20 protein-coding genes are annotated in these 20,067 nt (G+C 42.6%); 16 read left to right on the top strand and 4 right to left on the bottom strand.

Features of this window, described 5'->3' with window-relative positions; all coding sequences use genetic code 11:
* Positions 1–11: 11 nt before the first annotated feature.
* A complete protein-coding gene (locus tag ACRWQN_RS16295) occupies positions 12–353 on the top strand; it encodes a hypothetical protein (RefSeq protein WP_434938875.1) in 342 nt (113 codons plus the stop codon).
* 236 nt (positions 354–589) lie between these two features.
* Positions 590–880, top strand: a complete 291-nt coding sequence (locus tag ACRWQN_RS16300) for a DUF6482 family protein (protein ID WP_434938877.1) — start codon at positions 590–592, stop codon at positions 878–880.
* Between the two features lie 40 nt (positions 881–920).
* Here the strand turns inward: ACRWQN_RS16300 and ACRWQN_RS16305 are convergent, their stop codons facing one another.
* On the bottom strand, positions 921–1,421 hold the full coding sequence (locus ACRWQN_RS16305) for a zinc ribbon-containing protein (protein ID WP_434926971.1): 501 nt from the start codon (positions 1,419–1,421) through the stop codon (positions 921–923).
* Between the two features lie 138 nt (positions 1,422–1,559).
* On the opposite strand from ACRWQN_RS16305, the gene leuS reads away from it, so the two are divergent.
* The 14 genes from leuS to lipA all read left to right on the top strand — a co-directional run bounded on the left by leuS (position 1,560) and on the right by lipA (position 15,859).
* Positions 1,560–4,151, top strand: coding sequence for a leucine--tRNA ligase (gene leuS / locus ACRWQN_RS16310; RefSeq protein WP_434940681.1), 2,592 nt, complete (start codon positions 1,560–1,562; stop codon positions 4,149–4,151).
* 156 nt (positions 4,152–4,307) lie between these two features.
* Positions 4,308–4,802 (top strand): LPS assembly lipoprotein LptE, encoded by a 495-nt coding sequence (gene lptE / locus ACRWQN_RS16315; protein WP_434940682.1) that lies wholly within the window; start codon positions 4,308–4,310, stop codon positions 4,800–4,802.
* A complete protein-coding gene (gene holA / locus ACRWQN_RS16320) occupies positions 4,803–5,834 on the top strand; it encodes a DNA polymerase III subunit delta (protein ID WP_434938879.1) in 1,032 nt (343 codons plus the stop codon).
* A gap of 14 nt (positions 5,835–5,848) precedes the next feature.
* On the top strand, positions 5,849–6,502 hold the full coding sequence (gene nadD, locus ACRWQN_RS16325; RefSeq protein WP_434938881.1) for a nicotinate-nucleotide adenylyltransferase: 654 nt from the start codon (positions 5,849–5,851) through the stop codon (positions 6,500–6,502).
* Between the two features lie 154 nt (positions 6,503–6,656).
* Positions 6,657–6,986, top strand: a complete 330-nt coding sequence (gene rsfS / locus ACRWQN_RS16330; protein WP_226413721.1) for a ribosome silencing factor — start codon at positions 6,657–6,659, stop codon at positions 6,984–6,986.
* On the top strand, positions 6,986–7,456 hold the full coding sequence (rlmH, locus tag ACRWQN_RS16335; protein ID WP_226413719.1) for a 23S rRNA (pseudouridine(1915)-N(3))-methyltransferase RlmH: 471 nt from the start codon (positions 6,986–6,988) through the stop codon (positions 7,454–7,456). The genes rsfS and rlmH overlap by 1 nt, the downstream gene beginning before the upstream one ends.
* Before the next feature lie 98 nt (positions 7,457–7,554).
* Positions 7,555–9,462 carry a penicillin-binding protein 2 gene (gene mrdA, locus ACRWQN_RS16340; RefSeq protein WP_434938883.1) on the top strand — a complete coding sequence of 636 codons (1,908 nt, stop codon included), beginning with the start codon at positions 7,555–7,557 and terminating at the stop codon, positions 9,460–9,462.
* Entirely contained in the window at positions 9,455–10,576 is a 1,122-nt protein-coding gene (gene rodA / locus ACRWQN_RS16345) for a rod shape-determining protein RodA (protein ID WP_434938885.1), read from the top strand. Before mrdA ends, rodA begins: the two co-directional genes overlap by 8 nt.
* Before the next feature lie 9 nt (positions 10,577–10,585).
* Positions 10,586–11,581, top strand: coding sequence for a lytic murein transglycosylase B (gene mltB, locus ACRWQN_RS16350; RefSeq protein ID WP_434938887.1), 996 nt, complete (start codon positions 10,586–10,588; stop codon positions 11,579–11,581).
* Entirely contained in the window at positions 11,571–12,395 is an 825-nt protein-coding gene (locus tag ACRWQN_RS16355; RefSeq protein ID WP_434938889.1) for a septal ring lytic transglycosylase RlpA family protein, read from the top strand. The genes mltB and ACRWQN_RS16355 overlap by 11 nt, the downstream gene beginning before the upstream one ends.
* Positions 12,396–12,518: 123 nt before the next feature.
* The gene (locus tag ACRWQN_RS16360) at positions 12,519–13,733 is read left to right on the top strand and encodes a serine hydrolase (RefSeq protein WP_434926976.1); all 1,215 of its coding nucleotides are present in this window, start codon (positions 12,519–12,521) and stop codon (positions 13,731–13,733) included.
* Positions 13,734–13,867: 134 nt separating this feature from the next.
* Positions 13,868–14,134 (top strand): DUF493 family protein YbeD, encoded by a 267-nt coding sequence (gene ybeD, locus ACRWQN_RS16365; RefSeq protein WP_226413709.1) that lies wholly within the window; start codon positions 13,868–13,870, stop codon positions 14,132–14,134.
* Positions 14,135–14,243: 109 nt separating this feature from the next.
* Positions 14,244–14,894 (top strand): lipoyl(octanoyl) transferase LipB, encoded by a 651-nt coding sequence (lipB, locus tag ACRWQN_RS16370; RefSeq protein WP_434938891.1) that lies wholly within the window; start codon positions 14,244–14,246, stop codon positions 14,892–14,894.
* The gene (gene lipA, locus ACRWQN_RS16375) at positions 14,894–15,859 is read left to right on the top strand and encodes a lipoyl synthase (RefSeq protein ID WP_434926978.1); all 966 of its coding nucleotides are present in this window, start codon (positions 14,894–14,896) and stop codon (positions 15,857–15,859) included. The genes lipB and lipA overlap by 1 nt, the downstream gene beginning before the upstream one ends.
* 174 nt (positions 15,860–16,033) lie before the next feature.
* On the opposite strand, the gene ACRWQN_RS16380 is transcribed toward lipA, so the two are convergent.
* The 3 genes from ACRWQN_RS16380 to ACRWQN_RS16390 form a co-directional block, all read right to left on the bottom strand.
* Positions 16,034–16,507, bottom strand: coding sequence for a hypothetical protein (locus tag ACRWQN_RS16380; protein ID WP_434926979.1), 474 nt, complete (start codon positions 16,505–16,507; stop codon positions 16,034–16,036).
* A gap of 204 nt (positions 16,508–16,711) precedes the next feature.
* Positions 16,712–17,017 carry a DUF3240 family protein gene (locus tag ACRWQN_RS16385; RefSeq protein ID WP_434926980.1) on the bottom strand — a complete coding sequence of 102 codons (306 nt, stop codon included), beginning with the start codon at positions 17,015–17,017 and terminating at the stop codon, positions 16,712–16,714.
* Positions 17,014–20,067 carry an efflux RND transporter permease subunit gene (locus ACRWQN_RS16390; protein WP_434926981.1) on the bottom strand — a complete coding sequence of 1,018 codons (3,054 nt, stop codon included), beginning with the start codon at positions 20,065–20,067 and terminating at the stop codon, positions 17,014–17,016. The genes ACRWQN_RS16385 and ACRWQN_RS16390 overlap by 4 nt, the downstream gene beginning before the upstream one ends.

The following is a 20,067-nucleotide window of genomic DNA, read 5'->3' on the forward strand; positions in this document are numbered from 1 at the left end:
TATCCTCAGCGGTGAAAACCGCCAACACTCTTGTGTATGCCAAATCGAAACTTCCTAGCCTACAAGTGCAGCCTGTCAGCGGTCGAGCTGATTTAATCGATATCGATTTAGAGGGTGACGGTATTTTTGAAACCCGCTTAAAATGGGGCTATTTGGATAATACTGACATTGAGAAATGGATTAGCCTTGATAGTCGCTTGAGCATTCAATATCAGGGCATAGCCAACACCTATATAGGTTATGACATAGATAAAAATGGTCAAGTCATTAATGATAACTGTTACTTCCGCTATACCCAGGCCGCCAATGCTGATACTCCCCCTTTATATTCTGTACAATTAAGCGGCTGCTAAAAAGCTATAACGTTACACAATACGGCTATTGAATATTCCTGTTGAAGACTGCTGTTGAAGATTTCTGTTAGACATTGCTATTAAAAATTTACAAAAATATTGCAGCTTAACATTACAAAAACTCACTCTATAGATTTTCCCATCCATATTATGGTGTTTTTTTATTCACAATAATGAACCTAAAAACTCGCCCCTGCGTATAGTTAACAATTATGAAACATTATGGGGTGTAAAAAATGCAACTTTCAGAAATAAAAAATGCTATCGAACTACAACCATTACAGCCAACCATAATCAGCTATGCTGACTCGAACCATTATCTGTTAGGTGTTAAAGATAGCAGTGGTAACTTTCGCAGTGCACGCAGTAAAGATGGAAAATGGCTAAGCCTTAATTCAATTAAAGAAGCAGAAGAACTGCTTAAACTGCAAGGGATCCGTTACGCCATTATAGAAATCCAAACCGCATATGATGAAATGATCGGTAATAGTAGCGCCAGTAATTGTCAATATAGGGTTAATTTTTAAAACGACAGTCGATACTCGACTGTCATTAGAAAATCAACACTTAAGGCGATAAGGGTTCTCGAGAGAACGTATCGTGGTCACAGTTAGGACAATCTGGTATCACGCCAGGAAAGTCGATTGTCATTTGATGGTTGCAGTTGTCACAGGTCAATACACCTTGATTAATAATTTCTCCAGATTTATAGCAACCATGATGCTTAAAATCTTGCTGTAATTCGTGCCATTGCACCTGGCTTCTGTCAGTTATGCTACTTAACCATTGCCATAAGGTATTTTCAAATGCAATTGCTGTTGGGCTATAACTAATATCGTCGGCATTTTCCCCTTTTAAAAAGCTGGCAATATCACGCTTTAAAAATTCTTCTACCAAAGCCAGCTCTTGTTCATCGGCTGTAGATTTGAGCTGTAAATAGTTTTTTCCTTTAGTAATAGATTTAAACAAACTTTTAGCAGTCAATGAGTTATCCTGCTCAAACTGCTGTTTCACTTGGTCAATTAATGCCTGATATAAGGCCAATAATGCTGTACTTCTTCCACTCATATTAAATACTCCTTAAGACGAACCTTTTTAAAGCATCACTTCTAGTTTATTCTATGTAGTTATTCATCAGGCGAATGCGCGTTAGATCATACAATACGCGCAAATCCAACAGTGGGCGGCATGGCCGAAAATAGATTGATGCAAGAACAATATAATCCTTTAGAAATTGAAGCCTTAGTGCAAAAGCACTGGCAAGACCAAAAAACCTTCGAAGTGACTGAAGATGAGACTAAAGAGAAGTTTTACTGCCTCTCTATGTTCCCTTATCCGTCAGGTCGCCTTCACATGGGACACGTCCGTAACTACACCATAGGTGATGTTGTCGCTCGTTACCAACGTTTGCAAGGAAAAAATGTTCTGCAGCCTATTGGTTGGGATTCTTTCGGCCTGCCTGCGGAAAATGCAGCGATTAATAATAAAACCTCGCCAGCTCCATGGACCTATGAAAATATTGAGTACATGAAGAACCAGCTCAAATTATTAGGTTTTGGTTATGACTGGAGTCGTGAAATTGCCACATGTACCCCTGAGTACTATCGCTGGGAACAGTGGTTTTTCACTAAGCTGTATGAAAAAGGTTTAGTGTACAAAAAAACCTCATCAGTAAACTGGTGTCCAAATGACGAAACCGTACTGGCAAACGAGCAAGTACAAGACGGTTGTTGTTGGCGCTGTGACACTGAAGTCGTGCAAAAAGAAATTCCACAGTGGTTTATTAAAATCACTGACTACGCAGAAGAATTATTAAACGATATCGATACGCTTGATGGTTGGCCTGAGCAAGTTAAAGCTATGCAACGTAACTGGATTGGCCGCAGTGAAGGGATTGAAATGACCTTCCAGGTGGAAAATAGCCAGCAAAGTTTCGATATTTATACCACTCGCCCAGATACTGTAATGGGTGTGACTTATGTGGCTATTGCTGCAGGTCATCCTTTAGCTGTTCAAGCCGCTGTGAATAACCCAGCTTTAGCAGAGTTCATTGAAGAATGTAAAAATGCTGACACCACTGAAGCCGCTATGGCTTCAATGGAGAAAAAAGGGGTGGCAACAGGCTTAAACGCTGTGCATCCAATCAGTGGCAAACTTGTGCCTATTTGGGTCGCTAACTTTGTGTTAATGAACTACGGCACTGGTGCAGTCATGTCAGTTCCAGCACATGATCAGCGTGATTATGAATTTGCTAAAAAGTTTGGTTTAGCTATTGAAGCGGTTATTAAACCTGTTGATGGCGACGTTGATATCAGTAAAGAAGCCTTCACTGAAAAAGGTGTCGTGTTTAATTCTGGCGCGTCTTTCCCAGCACTTGACGGCTTAGATTTTAAAGCGGCTTTTGAAGCTATTAACGCCAAGCTAAGCGCTGAAGGCAAAGGTAAACTCCAAGTTAACTTCCGCTTGCGTGACTGGGGTGTTTCTCGCCAACGTTACTGGGGTGCTCCTATCCCAATGGTGACCTTGGAAGATGGCACAGTTATGCCAACACCAGAAGATCAACTGCCAGTTATTCTGCCAGAAGATGTGGTGATGGACGGTATTCAAAGTCCAATTAAAGCAGATAAAGCCTGGGCTGAAACCACCATTAATGGTCAAACTGCCTGGCGTGAAACCGATACCTTTGACACCTTTATGGAGTCATCTTGGTATTATGCTCGCTACTGTAGCCCGCATGCAGATCAAATGCTTGACCCAGCCAAAGCTAACTACTGGCTGCCGGTAGATCAATATATTGGTGGTATTGAGCATGCGTGTATGCACCTATTGTATTTCCGCTTTTTCCATAAGCTGTTGCGCGATATGGGCTTGGTTAACTCGAACGAGCCAGCTAAGCAATTGCTGACTCAAGGTATGGTATTAGCTGACGCTTACTACTACAACAACGAGAAAGGCGCCCGAGTATGGGTATCGCCGCTTGATGTTGCTGAACTTGAAAAAGACGACAAAGGTCGCGTCATCAAAGCTATCGACAAAGACGGTAACGAGTTGGTTTACACCGGCATGAGCAAAATGTCGAAGTCAAAAAACAATGGTATCGATCCACAAGTCATGGTTGAAAAGTACGGTGCTGATACCGTCCGTTTATTCATGATGTTCGCTTCACCTCCAGAATTGACCCTCGAATGGCAAGAATCTGGCGTAGAAGGTGCACACCGCTTTATCAAGCGTTTTTGGAAACTGGCCAGTGATCATATCGCAGCCGGGACAACAGAAGCGTTAGATGTTAAAGCACTGAGCGGCAGCCAAAAGGCACTGCGCCGTGAACTGCATAAAACCATTGCTAAAGTCAGTGATGATATTGGTCGTCGTCAAATGTTCAATACCGCTGTTGCAGCCGTTATGGAATTGATGAATCATCTATTAAAAGCGCCACAAGAGTCCGCTCAAGATCGCGCATTAATGGCTGAAGCTTTATCCGCAGTCACACGTTTATTGTACCCAATCGTGCCGCACATCAGTTTTAATCTATGGAAAGAGCTTGGCAATAGCAGCGATATCGAAGATAGCCGCTGGCCAGAAGTTGATGAGTCAGCCCTTGTTGAAGACAGCAAACTGATTATTGTGCAAATTAACGGTAAGTTACGTGCAAAAATCACTGTCGCAGCAGATGCAACTCAAGAACAAGTTCAAGCACTCGCGATGGAAGATGAGCATGTACAAAAACACTCTGAAGGACTGACTGTCCGTAAAGTGATTTATGTACCGGGTAAATTGCTTAATATTGTTGCTAACTAGTATGTTGTTGCCAGTCTAACCTTGGCAAATAACAGGTAGGGTAAAGTCTACCAAACACTAATGAGTAACTTGCCCATCTTATGCTAACCAGCATAAGATGGGCATTCATTATTACCGCCATGGTTGCCATGGATATAAAGGATGTCGATAACACTTATGTTGGTAAAACGTATTGGCTTAGCGTTACTCTTTTTTGTGCTAATTGCCACCGCAGGTTGTGGCTTTAAATTACAGCGCAGTTACTCGATTCCGGTTGAATTACAACAATTACACCTCAGTAGTAGTGACCAATATAGCGAACTAACCCGCTTAGTGGGCGACAGGCTACGTATTAATCGGGTCACACTGGTAGCAGCTGCAGAAGATACGCCTACGCTAAGACTTGTCAGTGATTCATTAGAGCGTGCAACCCTGTCCCTCTACCCTACGGGCAATGTCGCTGAGTATGAGTTAATTTACCTGGTCAACTATACCGTGATGTTACCAGAACAAGAACCAACAGAATTCCAAGCTGAAATACGACGAGACTACCAGGACGATCCCCGTACAGCATTAGCTAAAAGCCGCGAAATGGAAATATTAACCCGTGAGATGCGTGCCCAAGCCGCCGACAGCATTATTCAAACACTTGCTTCAATCGGTAGTGAATAAATGCGGGTTTATCCAGACCAGCTAAAAACTCATCTGCAGAAACTTCCCCAAGTGTGTTTATTATTTGGTGATGATTTATGGTTGATTGAAGACAGTAAAAGACAAATTATTGCCGCCGCAAAAAAACAAGGCTTTGATGAGCGCGTACAGCTTAGTCAAGAAACTGGTTTTAACTGGGGTGAGTTAATTCAAGAATGGCAATCGATGAGCTTGTTTGCCAGTAGAAGAATTATCGAACTTAATTTACCTAATGGTAAGCCTGGTACTGACGGTGCTAATGCGTTCCAAATATTATTACAACAACTAAATCCAGATATTCTGTTAATCATTCAAGGTCCCAAAGCAGGCGTTGAACAAACTAACAGCAAGTGGTTTAAGTCACTAGATGGCCAAGGATTATATATTCCTTGTGCCACCCCTGAAGGTAAACAGTTTGAGCGCTGGTTAGACAATCGCATCCAGCAGCATAAATTAACCATACATCATGACGCCAAAGCAATGATGTTTAATTTGTTTGAAGGTAATTTACTCGCCGCCGAACAAGCGATGCAAATTTTGCAACTGGTCAGCCCAAATGACAACATTACCCCAGAGCAACTGACTGACTATTTTGAAGACCAATCACGCTTCAGTGTGTTCCAGCTTACCGACGCTATTTTGAGTAATCATCAAAAGCAAGCTCAGCATATGTTGGCACAGCTGCAAGGTGAAGGTACAGCCATGCCTATTTTAATGTGGGCAATTTTTAAAGAAATTACCCTATTACTTAATTTGAAACTCGCCCAATTACAGGGTGAGCAACTCAGTCAATTGTGGGGGAAATATCGAATTTGGGATAAACGAAAACCCCTTTATCAAGCTGCATTAACGCGTTTAGAGCTTCACCATATTGAACATATGTTGGGTTTGGCATCAACATTAGAGCTCAACCTTAAACAGCATGGTATTGAAGATTGGGTGGGTATGAGCCATTTGTGTATTCTTTTTGATCCGCGGGCACACAATCGTTTAGCCCATATAGAATTAAGCTAGACCTAGGATTAAACATGCGAATAGGTATTTTAGGCGGCACCTTCGACCCTATCCATTTAGGCCATATTCGCCCTGCACTAGAAGTGAAACAGCAATTACACTTGGACAAAGTGTGGCTGATGCCAAATCATATTCCGCCCCATAAGCAATCCACTAATGTTAGCAGCAAACACCGACTTGCCATGGTAGAAGATGTTTGCCAGCAATTCAGTGATCTTGAGGTCTGTGACATTGAAATTAACCGTGATAGCCCTTCATATACTGTCGTGAGCCTACAGAATTTACAGCACACTTATCCGCAGCATCAGTTTTATTTTATTATGGGAATGGATTCATTTTTACACTTACCTAGCTGGCATCTATGGCAAACATTATTTAATCATTGCCATATCGTGCTATGCCAACGTCCAGGCTGGCAACTTGACACCTGTAATTCAATGCAGCAAGTACTTGATAGCAAATCAATTAACCATGTCGATTATGTACAACAATTAACATCTCATCAAACACCACCTGCACATGGTGCAGTGATTCCAGTCGCTATCGCTTTACAGAATATTTCTTCAACCGATGTACGTCACAAGCTACACAACAATCAGCCAGTCAATGAACTTATTATGCCTTCTACGCTTAGCTATATTCAGCAACATAAGTTATACCTTTGTTAAATAACCAATCACCAAAACAAATCTATATAGGATTAAAGCTGTTTGTCGCGCCCTGATTGCAATATGGATCAGCATAAACACCTTTGCTTAATTGCTTCCGTGGGATGAAATTGAGTATAATGCCCCGTTAATTTTGACTAGTGAGGTAATTCGCGTGCAAAGCACCGAACTGAAAGATTTCGTCGTCGATAAAATCGAAGACTTAAAAGCAAAAAACATCGTTGTATTAGATGTGAAAAAACAATCAACTATCACTGATACTATGGTGATTTGTACTGGTACATCTAAAACACACGTTCGCTCTATTGGTGAACATCTTGTTGTTGAAGCCAAAAAAGCTGGCATGCAACCACTTGGTGTTGAAGGCCGTGACAGCAGCGAATGGGTATTAGTAGACCTAGGTGAAGTGATTGTTCATGTGATGCAAGAGCAAACTCGTGAATATTACGAGCTTGAAAAATTGTGGTCGAACAATAACGCCTAATGAAGTTACAACTGATTGCCGTAGGCACAAAAATGCCCGACTGGGTTACCCGAGGTTTTGAAGAATATCAGCGTCGTTTCCCCCGGGATATGCCGCTAGAATTAGTCGAAATCACTGCGGGTAAACGGGGCAAGAATGCTGATATCGCTCGAATTTTGCAAAAAGAAGGCGAAGCAATGCTAGCCGCTGTTGCAAAAGGCAATCATATTGTGAGCTTAGATTTGCCCGGTAAAAATTGGACAACACCCGATTTAGCTGAACAAATGACAAAGTGGCAATTAGATGGACGAGATGTAAGTTTATTGATTGGTGGGCCAGAAGGACTTGCCCCAGCCTGCAAGGCCGCAGCAGATCAAAGCTGGTGTTTGTCAGCCCTAACATTACCACATCCACTTGTGCGTATCTTAATTGGTGAAAGCCTCTATCGCGCCTGGAGCATCAATAATAATCATCCTTATCATCGCGAGTAATAGGGTGTGAGTTCATTAAAAGACATTTATGGTTGTTGACACCGCAACACGATAAAAGCGACGCTAACCTTTTCGCTATTTACCCGCTGGAGACTTAAGTGCCGCCAAAGAAGCGCATCACAATGCATGACCACGCCGCCGAGGCTTCGTTATTCAAACGCCGTGCATTGTTCACTTTTTTTTGCGTGTTCATTTTACTCAGTATAGTATTTTTTAATCTGTATCAATTACAGGTGGTTTCTTACAAAGATTATGAAACCCGCTCCAACGATAACCGTATTAGAGTTGTCCCCACCGCCCCCAGTCGCGGACTTATTTTTGACCGACACGGTCAGCTACTCGCAGAAAACCAACCTTATCACTCTCTTGAAATGATCCCTGAGCGAATTGACGATCTTGATGCCACTTTTGATCAACTCAATGCTGTGGTTGAGATATCTCAAGAAGAACGTGAACAAATTAAAGACACCCTTAAGTTTCATCGGCGCTTTAAACCGCTCACCATTAAGGGAAAGTTGACCGAAGAGCAAGTAGCCGCTTTTTCAGTTGATCAACACATGTTTCCCGGTATTTATGTTGAAGCAGGGTTAAAACGTAACTACCCCTACAATAGCCTCATGACACATGTTCTGGGTTATGTTGGTAGGATTAACACCAGTGATAAAGCACTGTTAGAAAAAAGTAATAGCTGGAAGAATTATGCGGCGACTAACGATATTGGCAAACAAGGTATCGAGAAGTTCTATGAGACTTTACTCCATGGACTGCCAGGACATTTAGAAGAGGAAGTGAATAACCGTGGCCGAGTTATTCGTACCTTGAGAGTCACTCCGCCGACACCTGGGCAGGATATATATCTCACGCTTGATTTAAAACTTCAACAAAAAGCAATGGAGTTGCTAGCGGGTAGACGGGGGTCAGTGGTTGCCATCGATCCTCGAGACGGTGGTATTTTAGCTATGGTGTCTAGCCCAAGTTATGACGCAAATTTATTTGTCCATGGCATTAGCAGCAAAGGATATAGTGAGTTACTGAATGATAAATCTCGGCCATTAATAAACCGTGCTACCCAGGGACAATATTCCCCAGCATCCACTATTAAGCCATTAGTTGCACTCCTTGGTTTAGAAGAACGCGCAATTAGTGAGAAAACACGGGTTTGGGATCCTGGCTTTTGGCAAATTCCTGGCGTTGAACGCAAATGGCGCGATTGGAAAAAATGGGGCCATGGATGGGTTGATGTTTATCATGCCATTGTTGATTCATGCGATATCTTTTTCTACGACCTAGTTTATAAAGTCGGTATCGATAAAATGGCCAGCTTTATGTCGCAATTTGGGTTTGGTGAAAGAACCAATATCGATATATATGAAGAAGTCGCAGGCATTATGCCATCACGTGACTGGAAACGCTTACGTTACAACCAAGCCTGGTATATTGGCGACACGATTTCTGTCGGTATTGGCCAAGGATATTGGACCAGTACACCATTACAACTCGCTAGTTCTACAGCAATTTTGGCCAATAAAGGTCGTCGTTTTACGCCACATTTATTGAAAACCTTTAAAGATGACAAGGTCAAAATTGATGCGCCAATAGATGAACAGCCACCGATTGAGCTTAAAAACCCTAGAAATTGGGACATTATTAACGAAGCTATGCGTCAAACTGCTGATAAATCAAGATTTACCGATGCGACGTACACAGCTGCAATGAAAACAGGCACGGCGCAGGTGTTCTCGGTCGGCCAGGATGAAAAGTATAATGCTGATACTATTGCTGAGCATTTACGCGACAATGCACTCATTGTTGCCTATGCCCCCTATGAGAATCCACGCATCGCCTTAGCCGTTGTGCTAGAAAATGCGGGTTGGGGTGGTGCTAATGCAGGGCCATTAGCGCGCGCCTTACTGGACGAATATATCCTCAGGGATGAATGGACTGTACCTAACGACACACTAAAAGATACCGCTACAACGCCTGTAAATGAGCAACCAAATGAATAGCCACCATAGTCACGGTCATCATCATAAAAAAAATATTTGGCAAAAGCTGCATATTGACTTGCCGCTATTGTCAGGTCTGTTGACATTAATGGCTTTTGGATTATTCATCATTTATTCAGCCAGTGGCGAAAGCATGGCGATGATGGAACGTCAGTTAGTGCGCATGGGGTTATCTTTATTCATCATGCTTGTTATGGCACAAATAAATCCCGAAGCATTAAAACGCTGGGCGCTACCTATTTATGTCGCGGGTATTATTTTATTATTAGGGGTAGATTTTTTTGGCACCATTAATAAAGGGGCGCAGCGCTGGTTAAATCTTGGCTTTATGGAATTTCAACCTTCAGAGCTTATTAAACTTGCCTTCCCCATTACCATGGCATGGTATATCAGTAAATTTCCCTTGCCGCCTAAAAAACGCCACCTTGCAGGTGGGGCAATCATCCTATTAATTCCAACGCTACTGATCGCCAAGCAACCAGACTTAGGCACCTCAATTTTAGTCGCTGCTTCAGGGGTGTTTGTATTGTTTTTATCGGGCATGAGCTGGTTAATAGTGGGTGCTATTATCATTGCCGGACTGATTTTTTTACCGATTTTATGGTTCTTTTTAATGCACGACTATCAGCGTACTCGTGTGCTGACATTATTCGACCCGGAGAAAGATCCCTTAGGTGCGGGTTATCATATTATTCAATCTAAAATAGCTATTGGCTCAGGCGGATTTTGGGGCAAGGGTTGGCTAAATGGCTCTCAGTCACAGTTAGAGTTTTTACCCGAAAGACACACCGACTTTATCTTTGGCGTTATTGGTGAAGAATTTGGTTTAATGGGCAGTTTATTGCTATTGAGTATTTATCTGTTCATTATTGGCCGTGGTCTAGTCATAGCCTCACGGGCGCAAACTAGTTTTGCACGCTTATTAGCCGGCAGTATTACACTCACATTCTTTGTATATATCTTTGTTAACATAGGCATGGTTTCAGGCATTCTGCCTGTAGTAGGCGTGCCTTTACCGCTAGTCAGCTATGGCGGTACATCTATGATGACGCTGATGACAGGCTTTGGCATTTTAATGAGTATTCAAACTCATAGACGATTTATTGATCGATAGGAAGGTGTAATGAAATTATCTACCCGTTTATTTAGCGCGATCACCTTAGTCGTATCGACACATATTGGTATCGCCTCGGCGGCGACAGATGTCGACGCCTTAAAAAAGCAGTTTATGGCAGAGCAAATTAAACAAGGCTTTAGTCAACAAGAAATTGAAGCATTTTTAAATGAATCGACTTATACCCAAGAAGTGATTGATGCCATAACCAAACCCTGGGAAGCAAAACCTTGGCACCAGTATTATCCTATTTTTCTCACCGAAAAACGCTTGGCCAAAGGGCTAGAGTTTTGGCATGAAAATGCCGATACCATAGCCAAAGCTGCCGATAAATTTAATGTTGACCCGCAAATCATTGTCGCCATCATAGGTATTGAAACATTTTACGGTGGTTACATGGGTAACTATCGCGTGCAAGATGCCCTGTACACTTTAGGCTTTTACTATGCCCCAAGGGCCACTTTTTTTAGAAGTGAATACGGTAACTTGATGTCACTCATTAAGGAAGAAAAACTCGATAATGCCAGCTTGAAAGGCTCGTATGCCGGCGCGATGGGGTTTGGTCAGTTTATTCCATCTAGTTATCGCCATTACTCAGTCGACTTCAGTGGCGATGGCCGCAGAGACTTACTCACGAGTAAAGCTGATGCGATTGGCAGTGTAGCCAATTATTTTCATCAACATGGTTGGCAACGAGGAGCTCCTGTAGCCTTACCGCTAAATCATACCGATAATAAGGCGCCAAAAGCCAAAGTATGGACTAAAGAGAGATTGCATTATCGAGCCTCAGATATTTTGGCTCCGACATTAAGCTTGGCATCGGCGCGGGACATTGATGTTTCTCAGCAAGCGCTATTAGTAAAATTAGAACAACCCGAAGCAGACGAATACTGGTTGGGACTTAAGAACTTTTATGTTATCACCCGTTATAATCGCAGCCCGCTTTATGCAATGGCGGTTTACCAATTTAGCGAACAATTAAAAGCCCAATACAATGCAAAATAAACTCTATCTAAGTACCATTGTCATGATGATTATATTGCTTATGGCGGCATGTTCATCAAAACCAGATAACAAAAAAGGCAGTGTAGGGGCAAGTAGCCAATCGGGTCGTTACCAAATGGCGGATGACCGCTATCCTGATAATGCGCCAGATGTCAGCAAAGTTAAAAATGCGGTGCCCAAATACGAAGCATACACCCGCCAAGGCAATCGTAATTACACTGTTTTAGGCAAAAGCTATAAAGTACTGCCTACAGGTAAAGGCTTTTCCGAAACCGGTCACGCATCATGGTATGGGGCTAAGTTTCATGGCCACTTAACCTCAAATGGTGAAACATATGACATGTATACCATGTCAGCAGCACATAAAAACTTACCGCTGCCAAGTTACGTTAAAGTCACTAACCTTGAAAATAATAAACAAATTATTGTGAGGGTAAATGATCGCGGACCTTTCCATAATGGCCGCGTAATTGACTTGTCCTATGCCGGTGCTTATCACCTAGATATGTTGGCAAAAGGCACAGCCAAAGTAAAAATCGAAGTCATTCATATTGAATCAAATGACCAGCGAGGCATATCTGAGGCGACCAGCAACGAAATTCATTACATTCAAGTCGCAGCATCCAAAGACAAACTACGTGTGAATGCCCTAGCAAAAGAGCTCGAAAATAAATACGGCGTTTCATCTCGAATAGTATCAAGAGATGGCATACACAGAGTCCAGTTAGGTCCAATTGGTAAAATTTACTTAACCAATAAATTATTAGATAACTTGCATAGCCAAGGTTACCCACAAAGCTTTATTGTTCCTTAATTTATCTAGTAATTTACTCGATTAAGGAACCTTAATGCAATTTGGTTGACTAATAGTAGCACGACTAATGTTATAATCTTTTTTATTGTCTTTTCTTCGAATTAATAGAGACCAGCTAATTTCATGATAAATATTGCCAAAGCACCAATTGCGACTGCACTGCTACTTTCTTTTGTGTCGTTTACCTCTTCTGCTAACACACCGCAGCCAGATGCACGTCCAACGCCTAATCGCGCCCCAATGGTTACCCCTGATGCACCAAGTGTTGCGGCAAAAGCCTATGTGTTAATGGATTATTATTCAGGCCGCGTCATCGCAGAGCAAAATGCTTATGACAGCTTAAACCCTGCTAGTTTAACTAAAATGCTGACCAGTTACGTTATTGGGCATGAAGTTAAAGTGGGGAATATTTCACTAGATGATGATGTGCTTATCACCCAAAATGCCTGGTCAAAAAACTTTCCTGATTCATCAAAAATGTTCATTGAAGTGGGAAAAACAGTCAAAGTTTCCGACTTAAATCGCGGTATTATTATTCAATCAGGAAACGATGCGTGTGTTGCTATGGCTGAACACATTGCAGGCACAGAAGGTGCATTCGTTGATTTAATGAACTCATGGGCAAAGCAGCTAGGTATGAATGACAGCTACTTTGAAAACTCACACGGTTTAGATTCAGATGCTCATAAAACAACCGCATACGATATGGCCATTTTAGGTGCGGCACTTATTCGTGATGTGCCTGAAGAATACCGTGTCTATTCAGAAAAATCTTTTACCTTCAATGGTATTAAACAATACAACCGTAATGGACTACTGTGGGATAACAGCTTAAAAGTAGACGGCATTAAAACAGGTCATACTTCGGGTGCAGGTTATAACTTAGTCTCATCTGCCACCAGTGACGATGGCATGCGTTTAATTACCGTAGTACTCGGTACTAGTAGTGAGTCAGCCCGTAAAGCTGAAAGTAAAAAGTTACTTAACTACGGTTTCCGCTTTTTTGAAACCATCACGCCTTACAAAGCGGGTGACACTTTTGTAAGCCAAAAAATTTGGTATGGCGATGTTGATAATGTTGACCTAGGTGTCATAACAGATACGCCTATTACCATCAGCCGTGGCAAAGCCAAAGATCTTCAAGCTAACTTTGAGCTAACTAAGCCATTAAGTGCCCCACTTGCTAAAGGCGAAACGGTTGGCCGCGTGTTCTTCCAATTAGATGGGAAAGACATTGCTCAATATCCTTTAGTGACATTAAATACTGTTGAAGAAGGTAGCTGGTTCAGCAAATTGATGGACTACTTCAAACAAATGTTTGCTAGCTGGTTTGAATAAGCAATAATAATTATCCTGAAAATCAATTAATTGAAGCCGCTTTTACAGCGGCTTTATTATTTCAAGTTATCTAAGCCTTGAATCAGGTATAATCGCCACCATATTTAGTGTAACAATCACCAATGAGTAATCCGATGCTAAACACAACTTTTGATGAAGTAATGACGTTTCCTAATGCATGTCCATTTAAAGTAATTGGCGATGCTGATGACACCCTAGCCGATCGCGTAGTCGCGGTAGCACAACAACTCGCCCCAGGCGACTATGTGCCAACGGTTAAAACATCAAGTAAAGGCAGTTATTATTCGATTACGATCCGCATTACCGTCACCAGCAAAGAGCATATTGAAAAAGCGTATATTGATCTTGCCGCTATTGAGGGCGTAAAACGCGTACTCTAATCGTTAAAGAGTTCTGTAAACGTGTAAAACTTGAGTATAATAGTCAGGAATTATTTTAAACACGTTGAACATACGCGTGACCGGTCCAACCTTTGGGGAGACGTTGCCCTTGCCAGCATCAACATTGCACATTCGCCATCTTGGTATGCAAGACTATCAATCTGTATGGCATGCTATGCAGGAATACACTGACACCCGTGACAGTGATAGCCAAGATGAACTTTGGGTTGTCGAACATCAACCTGTTTTTACCCAGGGTCAAGCGGGTAAAAGTGAGCATATTTTAAATCCTGGCGATATCCCGGTGATCCAAGTAGACCGTGGTGGTCAAGTCACCTATCACGGCCCTGGGCAACTAGTGGTTTATCCACTTATAGACATAAAACGTAATAAAATGGGCGTCAGGCAGCTGGTTAACAATATAGAGCAAAGCATAGTTAATATGTTAGCGCTATATAATGTAGAAGCCTATGCCAAAGCCGATGCCCCCGGCGTATATGTACAAGAACGCAAACTAGCCTCGTTAGGCTTACGCATTCGAAAAGGCTGTTCATTCCACGGCTTAGCGTTAAACGTAGACATGGACCTTGGTCCATTCCAACGTATTAACCCCTGTGGTTATGCCGGTCTTGAAATGGTGCAATGCAAAGCACTCGGCGGTCCACAAACCGTACTTGAAGCTGGCGATAAACTCATTCAAACATTTAGCCAAGTTATGGGCTACCAACAACTTGTGCATCATCAAGGATTAGCAGAATAATGAATAGGCCTGAAAGATTACAACCGGGAGTTAAATTACGTGACGCCGATAAAGTTGCACGCATTCCGATCAAAATTGTACCCTCAGAGCGCGAAACCATGCTACGCAAGCCTGATTGGTTACGGGTAAAGCTGCCTTCATCTAACACACGTATTTTAGAGATTAAAGCTGCCCTGCGCAAAAATGGCTTACATTCTGTGTGTGAAGAAGCCTCTTGCCCTAACCTAGCTGAATGTTTTAATCACGGTACCGCTACCTTTATGATCCTTGGCGCTATTTGTACTCGTCGCTGCCCATTTTGTGATGTTGCCCATGGTCGCCCATTAGCCGCGGATGCCGAAGAGCCTAAAAAGCTGGCGCAAACTATTGCAGATATGAAGCTTAAATATGTGGTTATCACCTCGGTTGACCGTGATGACTTACGTGATGGCGGCGCACAACATTTTGCTGATTGTATTCGTGAAATTCGCCTGTTAAACCCTGCTATTAAGATTGAAATTTTAGTGCCTGACTTCCGTGGTCGTATCGATGCGGCATTAGAAATCTTAGCCACTGAGCCACCTGATGTGTTCAATCACAATTTAGAAACCGCGCCTAAGCATTATCGTAAAGCGCGTCCTGGTGCTAACTATCAGTGGTCACTAGACTTATTGAGAAAGTTTAAAGAACGTCATCCTGATGTACCCACTAAGTCTGGCTTAATGATGGGCTTAGGTGAAACTAACGAAGAAATTGCAGAAGTACTGCATGACCTACGTGCTCACAAGGTTGAAATGCTGACATTAGGTCAATATTTACAACCAAGTAAGTTCCACTTACCGGTTGAACGTTATGTGCCACCAGCAGAGTTTGACGAGCTTAAAGCATTAGCAGATAAACTTGGTTTTACCCATGCAGCATGTGGCCCGCTTGTTCGCTCAAGCTACCATGCAGATTTGCAAGCTCAGGGTAAAGAAGTAAAGTAACTTTTTGGCTTTAGAGTTTGAACAGAAACGGCGCTTATAGCGCCGTTTTTTTATGGGGAATGATTTACTTGAATTGGTAGGTCTTCTGCCGTATCACCGAAGCCATAGGCAATATCATGTTTTGATAGTTCAATATTCGACTTGATTTCTGTCACTTTTTTCAGGTGACAGCCCCTAATGATTCAGTTTTTTATGCAAAATATTGTATCTATGCTTCTTAGTCGAGGGACGAGGAAAAGTGTTATCTGCTGATACGCTTAATAGGCCATGACCATTTGAAATGGCATCGTTTACGTCCTGTACCGTCCAACTCAGCTGATATTCTGCATTGCTAAGCTCTGGAATTTTGATATAAAAAACGCTCCGGTGTATTGAATCCGGTTCACCAAATTGGCCAGCATCGAGTATCTGCTTTGCTAGGGTTTGTGAGTCTAAACTGAGTACAATATTGTTATCGCGTTTTAAGGTGATGGATATCAAAGTCACCTGATGTTCAAAAGTGGCTTTCAGTACATTTGGGGTGGTACAGGCCCATTCAAACTGCCCATTAATCTGCGGATTATCACTCTTATTAGCATATGCGCAGTATATTGGTGCGCTAACCAATAACAGCACAAATACCAAATTTAAAAAGCGATAAAAATTCATAGCTAAACACCTTATCATTTATTAATCCGTCAATTTCAGGTGTGTGTATTAAGAATAATTAACGTTAATATGATTGGCGCTTGTTACACACCAATCATATTGCCCAATACAACCAACACCATACTCACTATGGCTTTATAGATACTTTGGCGTTATGCACATACCTTAGATTAAGCACTCACATAAGTACCTAGCATTAGCTCGCTAGCATAACGTTCCTGTTTGCGTGATCGGGGTGATCCAGTAGCGACAAGGATTGTGTTTACACACAACAGATAGCGCATTCAGTAATGCGGCTTGAGCCTCAATAGGGTGCATAATTTCAAATTTACAAAACTCGCGATATCCTTCTACCTGCTCTTTGATATTAAAGTGGCTATGCTCGCGGCTAAAACCGCAAATATTGCCTAGGCTAAAACCTGACAAGAAATCGAGTGAAATCAAAGTGTCAACTATGTCGTCTTTAATATCATTTTGAGCGATTAGCACTAATACTTGCTCTGCGTTCATTGACGTTTCTCCAGCCAGTAATACAGGATTGGTAATAAATAAAGGGTGGTAATAGTCGATGTCAGCAAACCTCCGATAACCACTATAGCCAATGGCTTTTGAATTTCAGCGCCTGGGCCGGTGGCAAACACCAAGGGCATCAAACCAAACATGGCTGTTGTGGCTGTCATTAAGATAGGCCTTAATCGTCTTGCGGCGCCCTGTTCTACCCTAGTGATTAAGTCGCTAAATAGGTGCTTGGTTTGTTCGTAATAACTCACCATTACCACGCCGTTGAGCACTGCAACACCGAGCAAGGCGATAAACCCCACTGATGCAGGTACAGATAAATACTCACCCGATAAATACAAACTGACTATACCGCCCATCATGGCAAAGGGGACGTTGGCCAAAATTAAACTGGCTTTAGTGAGCGACCCAAATGTGGTGAATAGAATCAGGGTGATAAGCGCAATGGCGATTGGGATCACTAGTAGTAAGTTATTGGTTGCCCGTTGTTGGTTTTCAAATTCCCCGCCAAAACTGACGCTGTAACCGCTTGGAAACTTAATCTCTGTGGCTATTTTGGCGTTAAGCTCTTCCACAAACCCAACGATGTCTCGGCCTTGCACGTTGGTGGTTATCACAGAGAAACGGTCACCTTGTTCACGCTCAATTAAAATTGGCCCTTCTTTATAACTGAGCGTTGCCACATCAATTAAACGCTTTAACGAATGGTCTGGCATTACCAGCAATTGCTGCTGTAGCTCGCTGATGCTGCTTAGCCCGAGCTGATTACTGGCAATCAATACTGGAGTGCGTTTTTTACCTTGCAGCACTTCCGTCACCATCACACCTTCAAGCTGACTTTTAAGATAACGGGCAAACTCGATAGTGCTCATGCCAAAGCCGCGGGCCATTTCATTATTTAGAGTTAAGTTAATAAATGGGCTACCTTCTATCATCGACATTTTGATATCGATGCTGCCTTGGGTGGCACTGACAAGTTGTTCAATTTGCCCGGTAAGCTGGCCAAGGGTATCGATGTCGGTGCCAAATACTTTAATTGCAACGTCACCAATACTGCCGGTCAACATTTCAGACACGCGCATTTGGATTGGCTGAGTAAAGTTAAAGTTTACCCCGGGGTAATGTAATAACTCGGTGCGGATAGCTTCTATAAGCTCATCTTTAGTATCAAATCGCCATTCATCGCGAGGGGCTAACTCTAAAAAGACATCGGTTTCATTCAATCCCATAGGGTCTAATCCAATTTCATCTGCGCCAGTTCTTGCCACCATCTGCTTAATTTCAGGAAGCTGAGCTAATAGGGTTTGTTGAATTTGTTTATCAATCTCAATAGAAGCCTCAAGTGAAATAGAGGGCGATTTTTCCAACTGTAAAATAATATCGCCTTCATCTAAGGTCGGCATAAAGGTTTTACCCACCAAACTAAATAAGCCTAAACTGACAATCAGTAAGGAAAATGCCACAATCATAAAAGGCTTTTTATAAATAAAAGTGCCTTTAAGACTGGTTAAATAAGCGGCTTTCAATTTTTCGATGGCTTTGGGTTCTTGCGCCGATTTTTCATTCACTAAGTAAGATGCAACAACCGGAATAACGGTTAACGACAACACAAGTGCCGATAACATGGCAAACACTATGGTGACCGCAACGGGGGTGAATAACTTACCCTCTAGCCCAGTTAAGGTTAGCAAAGGCGAGAATACAATCATTACAATCACAGTACCGGAAACAACAGGCACTGCGACATCTTTTGTCGCTCTAAAAATAAGGTGCAAGCGCGGTAAACGTTGTTTGGTGGCGATAAGGTTCACCATGTTTTCAACCACTACAACCGATGAGTCCACCAGCATACCTATGGCGATAACAAGCCCACCCAAGCTCATTAAATTAGCCGATAGATTGAACAAATCCATCATTAAAAAGGTCATTAAGGCGGCTAAGGGCAAAGACAATGACACCACTAAAGCCGCGCGCACATTACCTAAAAACAGGGCGAGTAATACAATCACTAACAACACTGCCTCAAACAGCGCCGTTGAAATGGTATCAATAGCGGTATTAATCAAATTAGCGCGATCATAAAAAGTGTTGATCACACTGCCTTGTGGCAATGTCATGCTTATTTGATCAAGCTTTTGCTTAATATTGCTCACCACCTGCGCGGTATTAGCATCCTTTAGAGCAATGATTAATGCTTCGGCGGTTTCTTCACCATCTTTGGTGACGGCGCCATAACGCGCTAAATGACCAACATCAATATCAGCCAAATCCGTCAGGCGATACACTTTGCCGTTATCGGCTTTGATGACTAATTGCTCCAATTCATCGATGTCATCAATACGCCCTTCTGCGCGCACAATAATGGTGTCGGTACCTATGGTTAGCTTGCCCGCGCCCTCGTTATGGTTATTTTCCATAATGGCCTGTTGCAGCGCAGCAAAGCTGACCCCAGCCGCAGCCATTGCTGCGGGGTTCGGACTAATATTAAAGCTTTTTGCGTATCCACCTAAAATATTGACATCGGCAACCCCAGCAACAGTGCGCAGTAACGGTCGCACTTCCCACTCAAGTAATTGCCGACGCTCCATCAAAGACAGATTAGGGTTTTCTAACGAAAACATGAATATTTCACTCAGCGGTGTGCTCATGGGCGCAACACCGCCAGACACACCCTCAGGAAAACTGTCCCACACGGCAGCAAGACGCTCACTGACCTGTTGCCTTGCCCAGTAAATATCGGTTCCTTCGGTAAAATCTAAGGTAATGTCACTGATGGCATATTTAGTGGTCGAACGAAGAATCGCCTGATTAGGAATGCCCAACAGCTCGGTTTCAATCGGCACGGTGATCTGTGCTTCGATTTCTTCGGGCGTCATCCCCGGAGCTTTTAAAATAATTTTAACTTGAGTAGGTGAAATATCAGGAAAGGCATCTAATGGGATAGAAAACCAGGCACGCCCGCCCGCAAGCATTAACATCAGCGCAACGATCAACACAAATAAGCGTTGTGTAAGCGAAAAACGAATTACCGCAGCCAACAT

The sequence above is a fragment of the Shewanella sp. HL-SH8 genome, from assembly GCF_051165765.1.
Taxonomy (GTDB): Bacteria; Pseudomonadota; Gammaproteobacteria; order Enterobacterales; family Shewanellaceae; genus Shewanella; species Shewanella glacialimarina.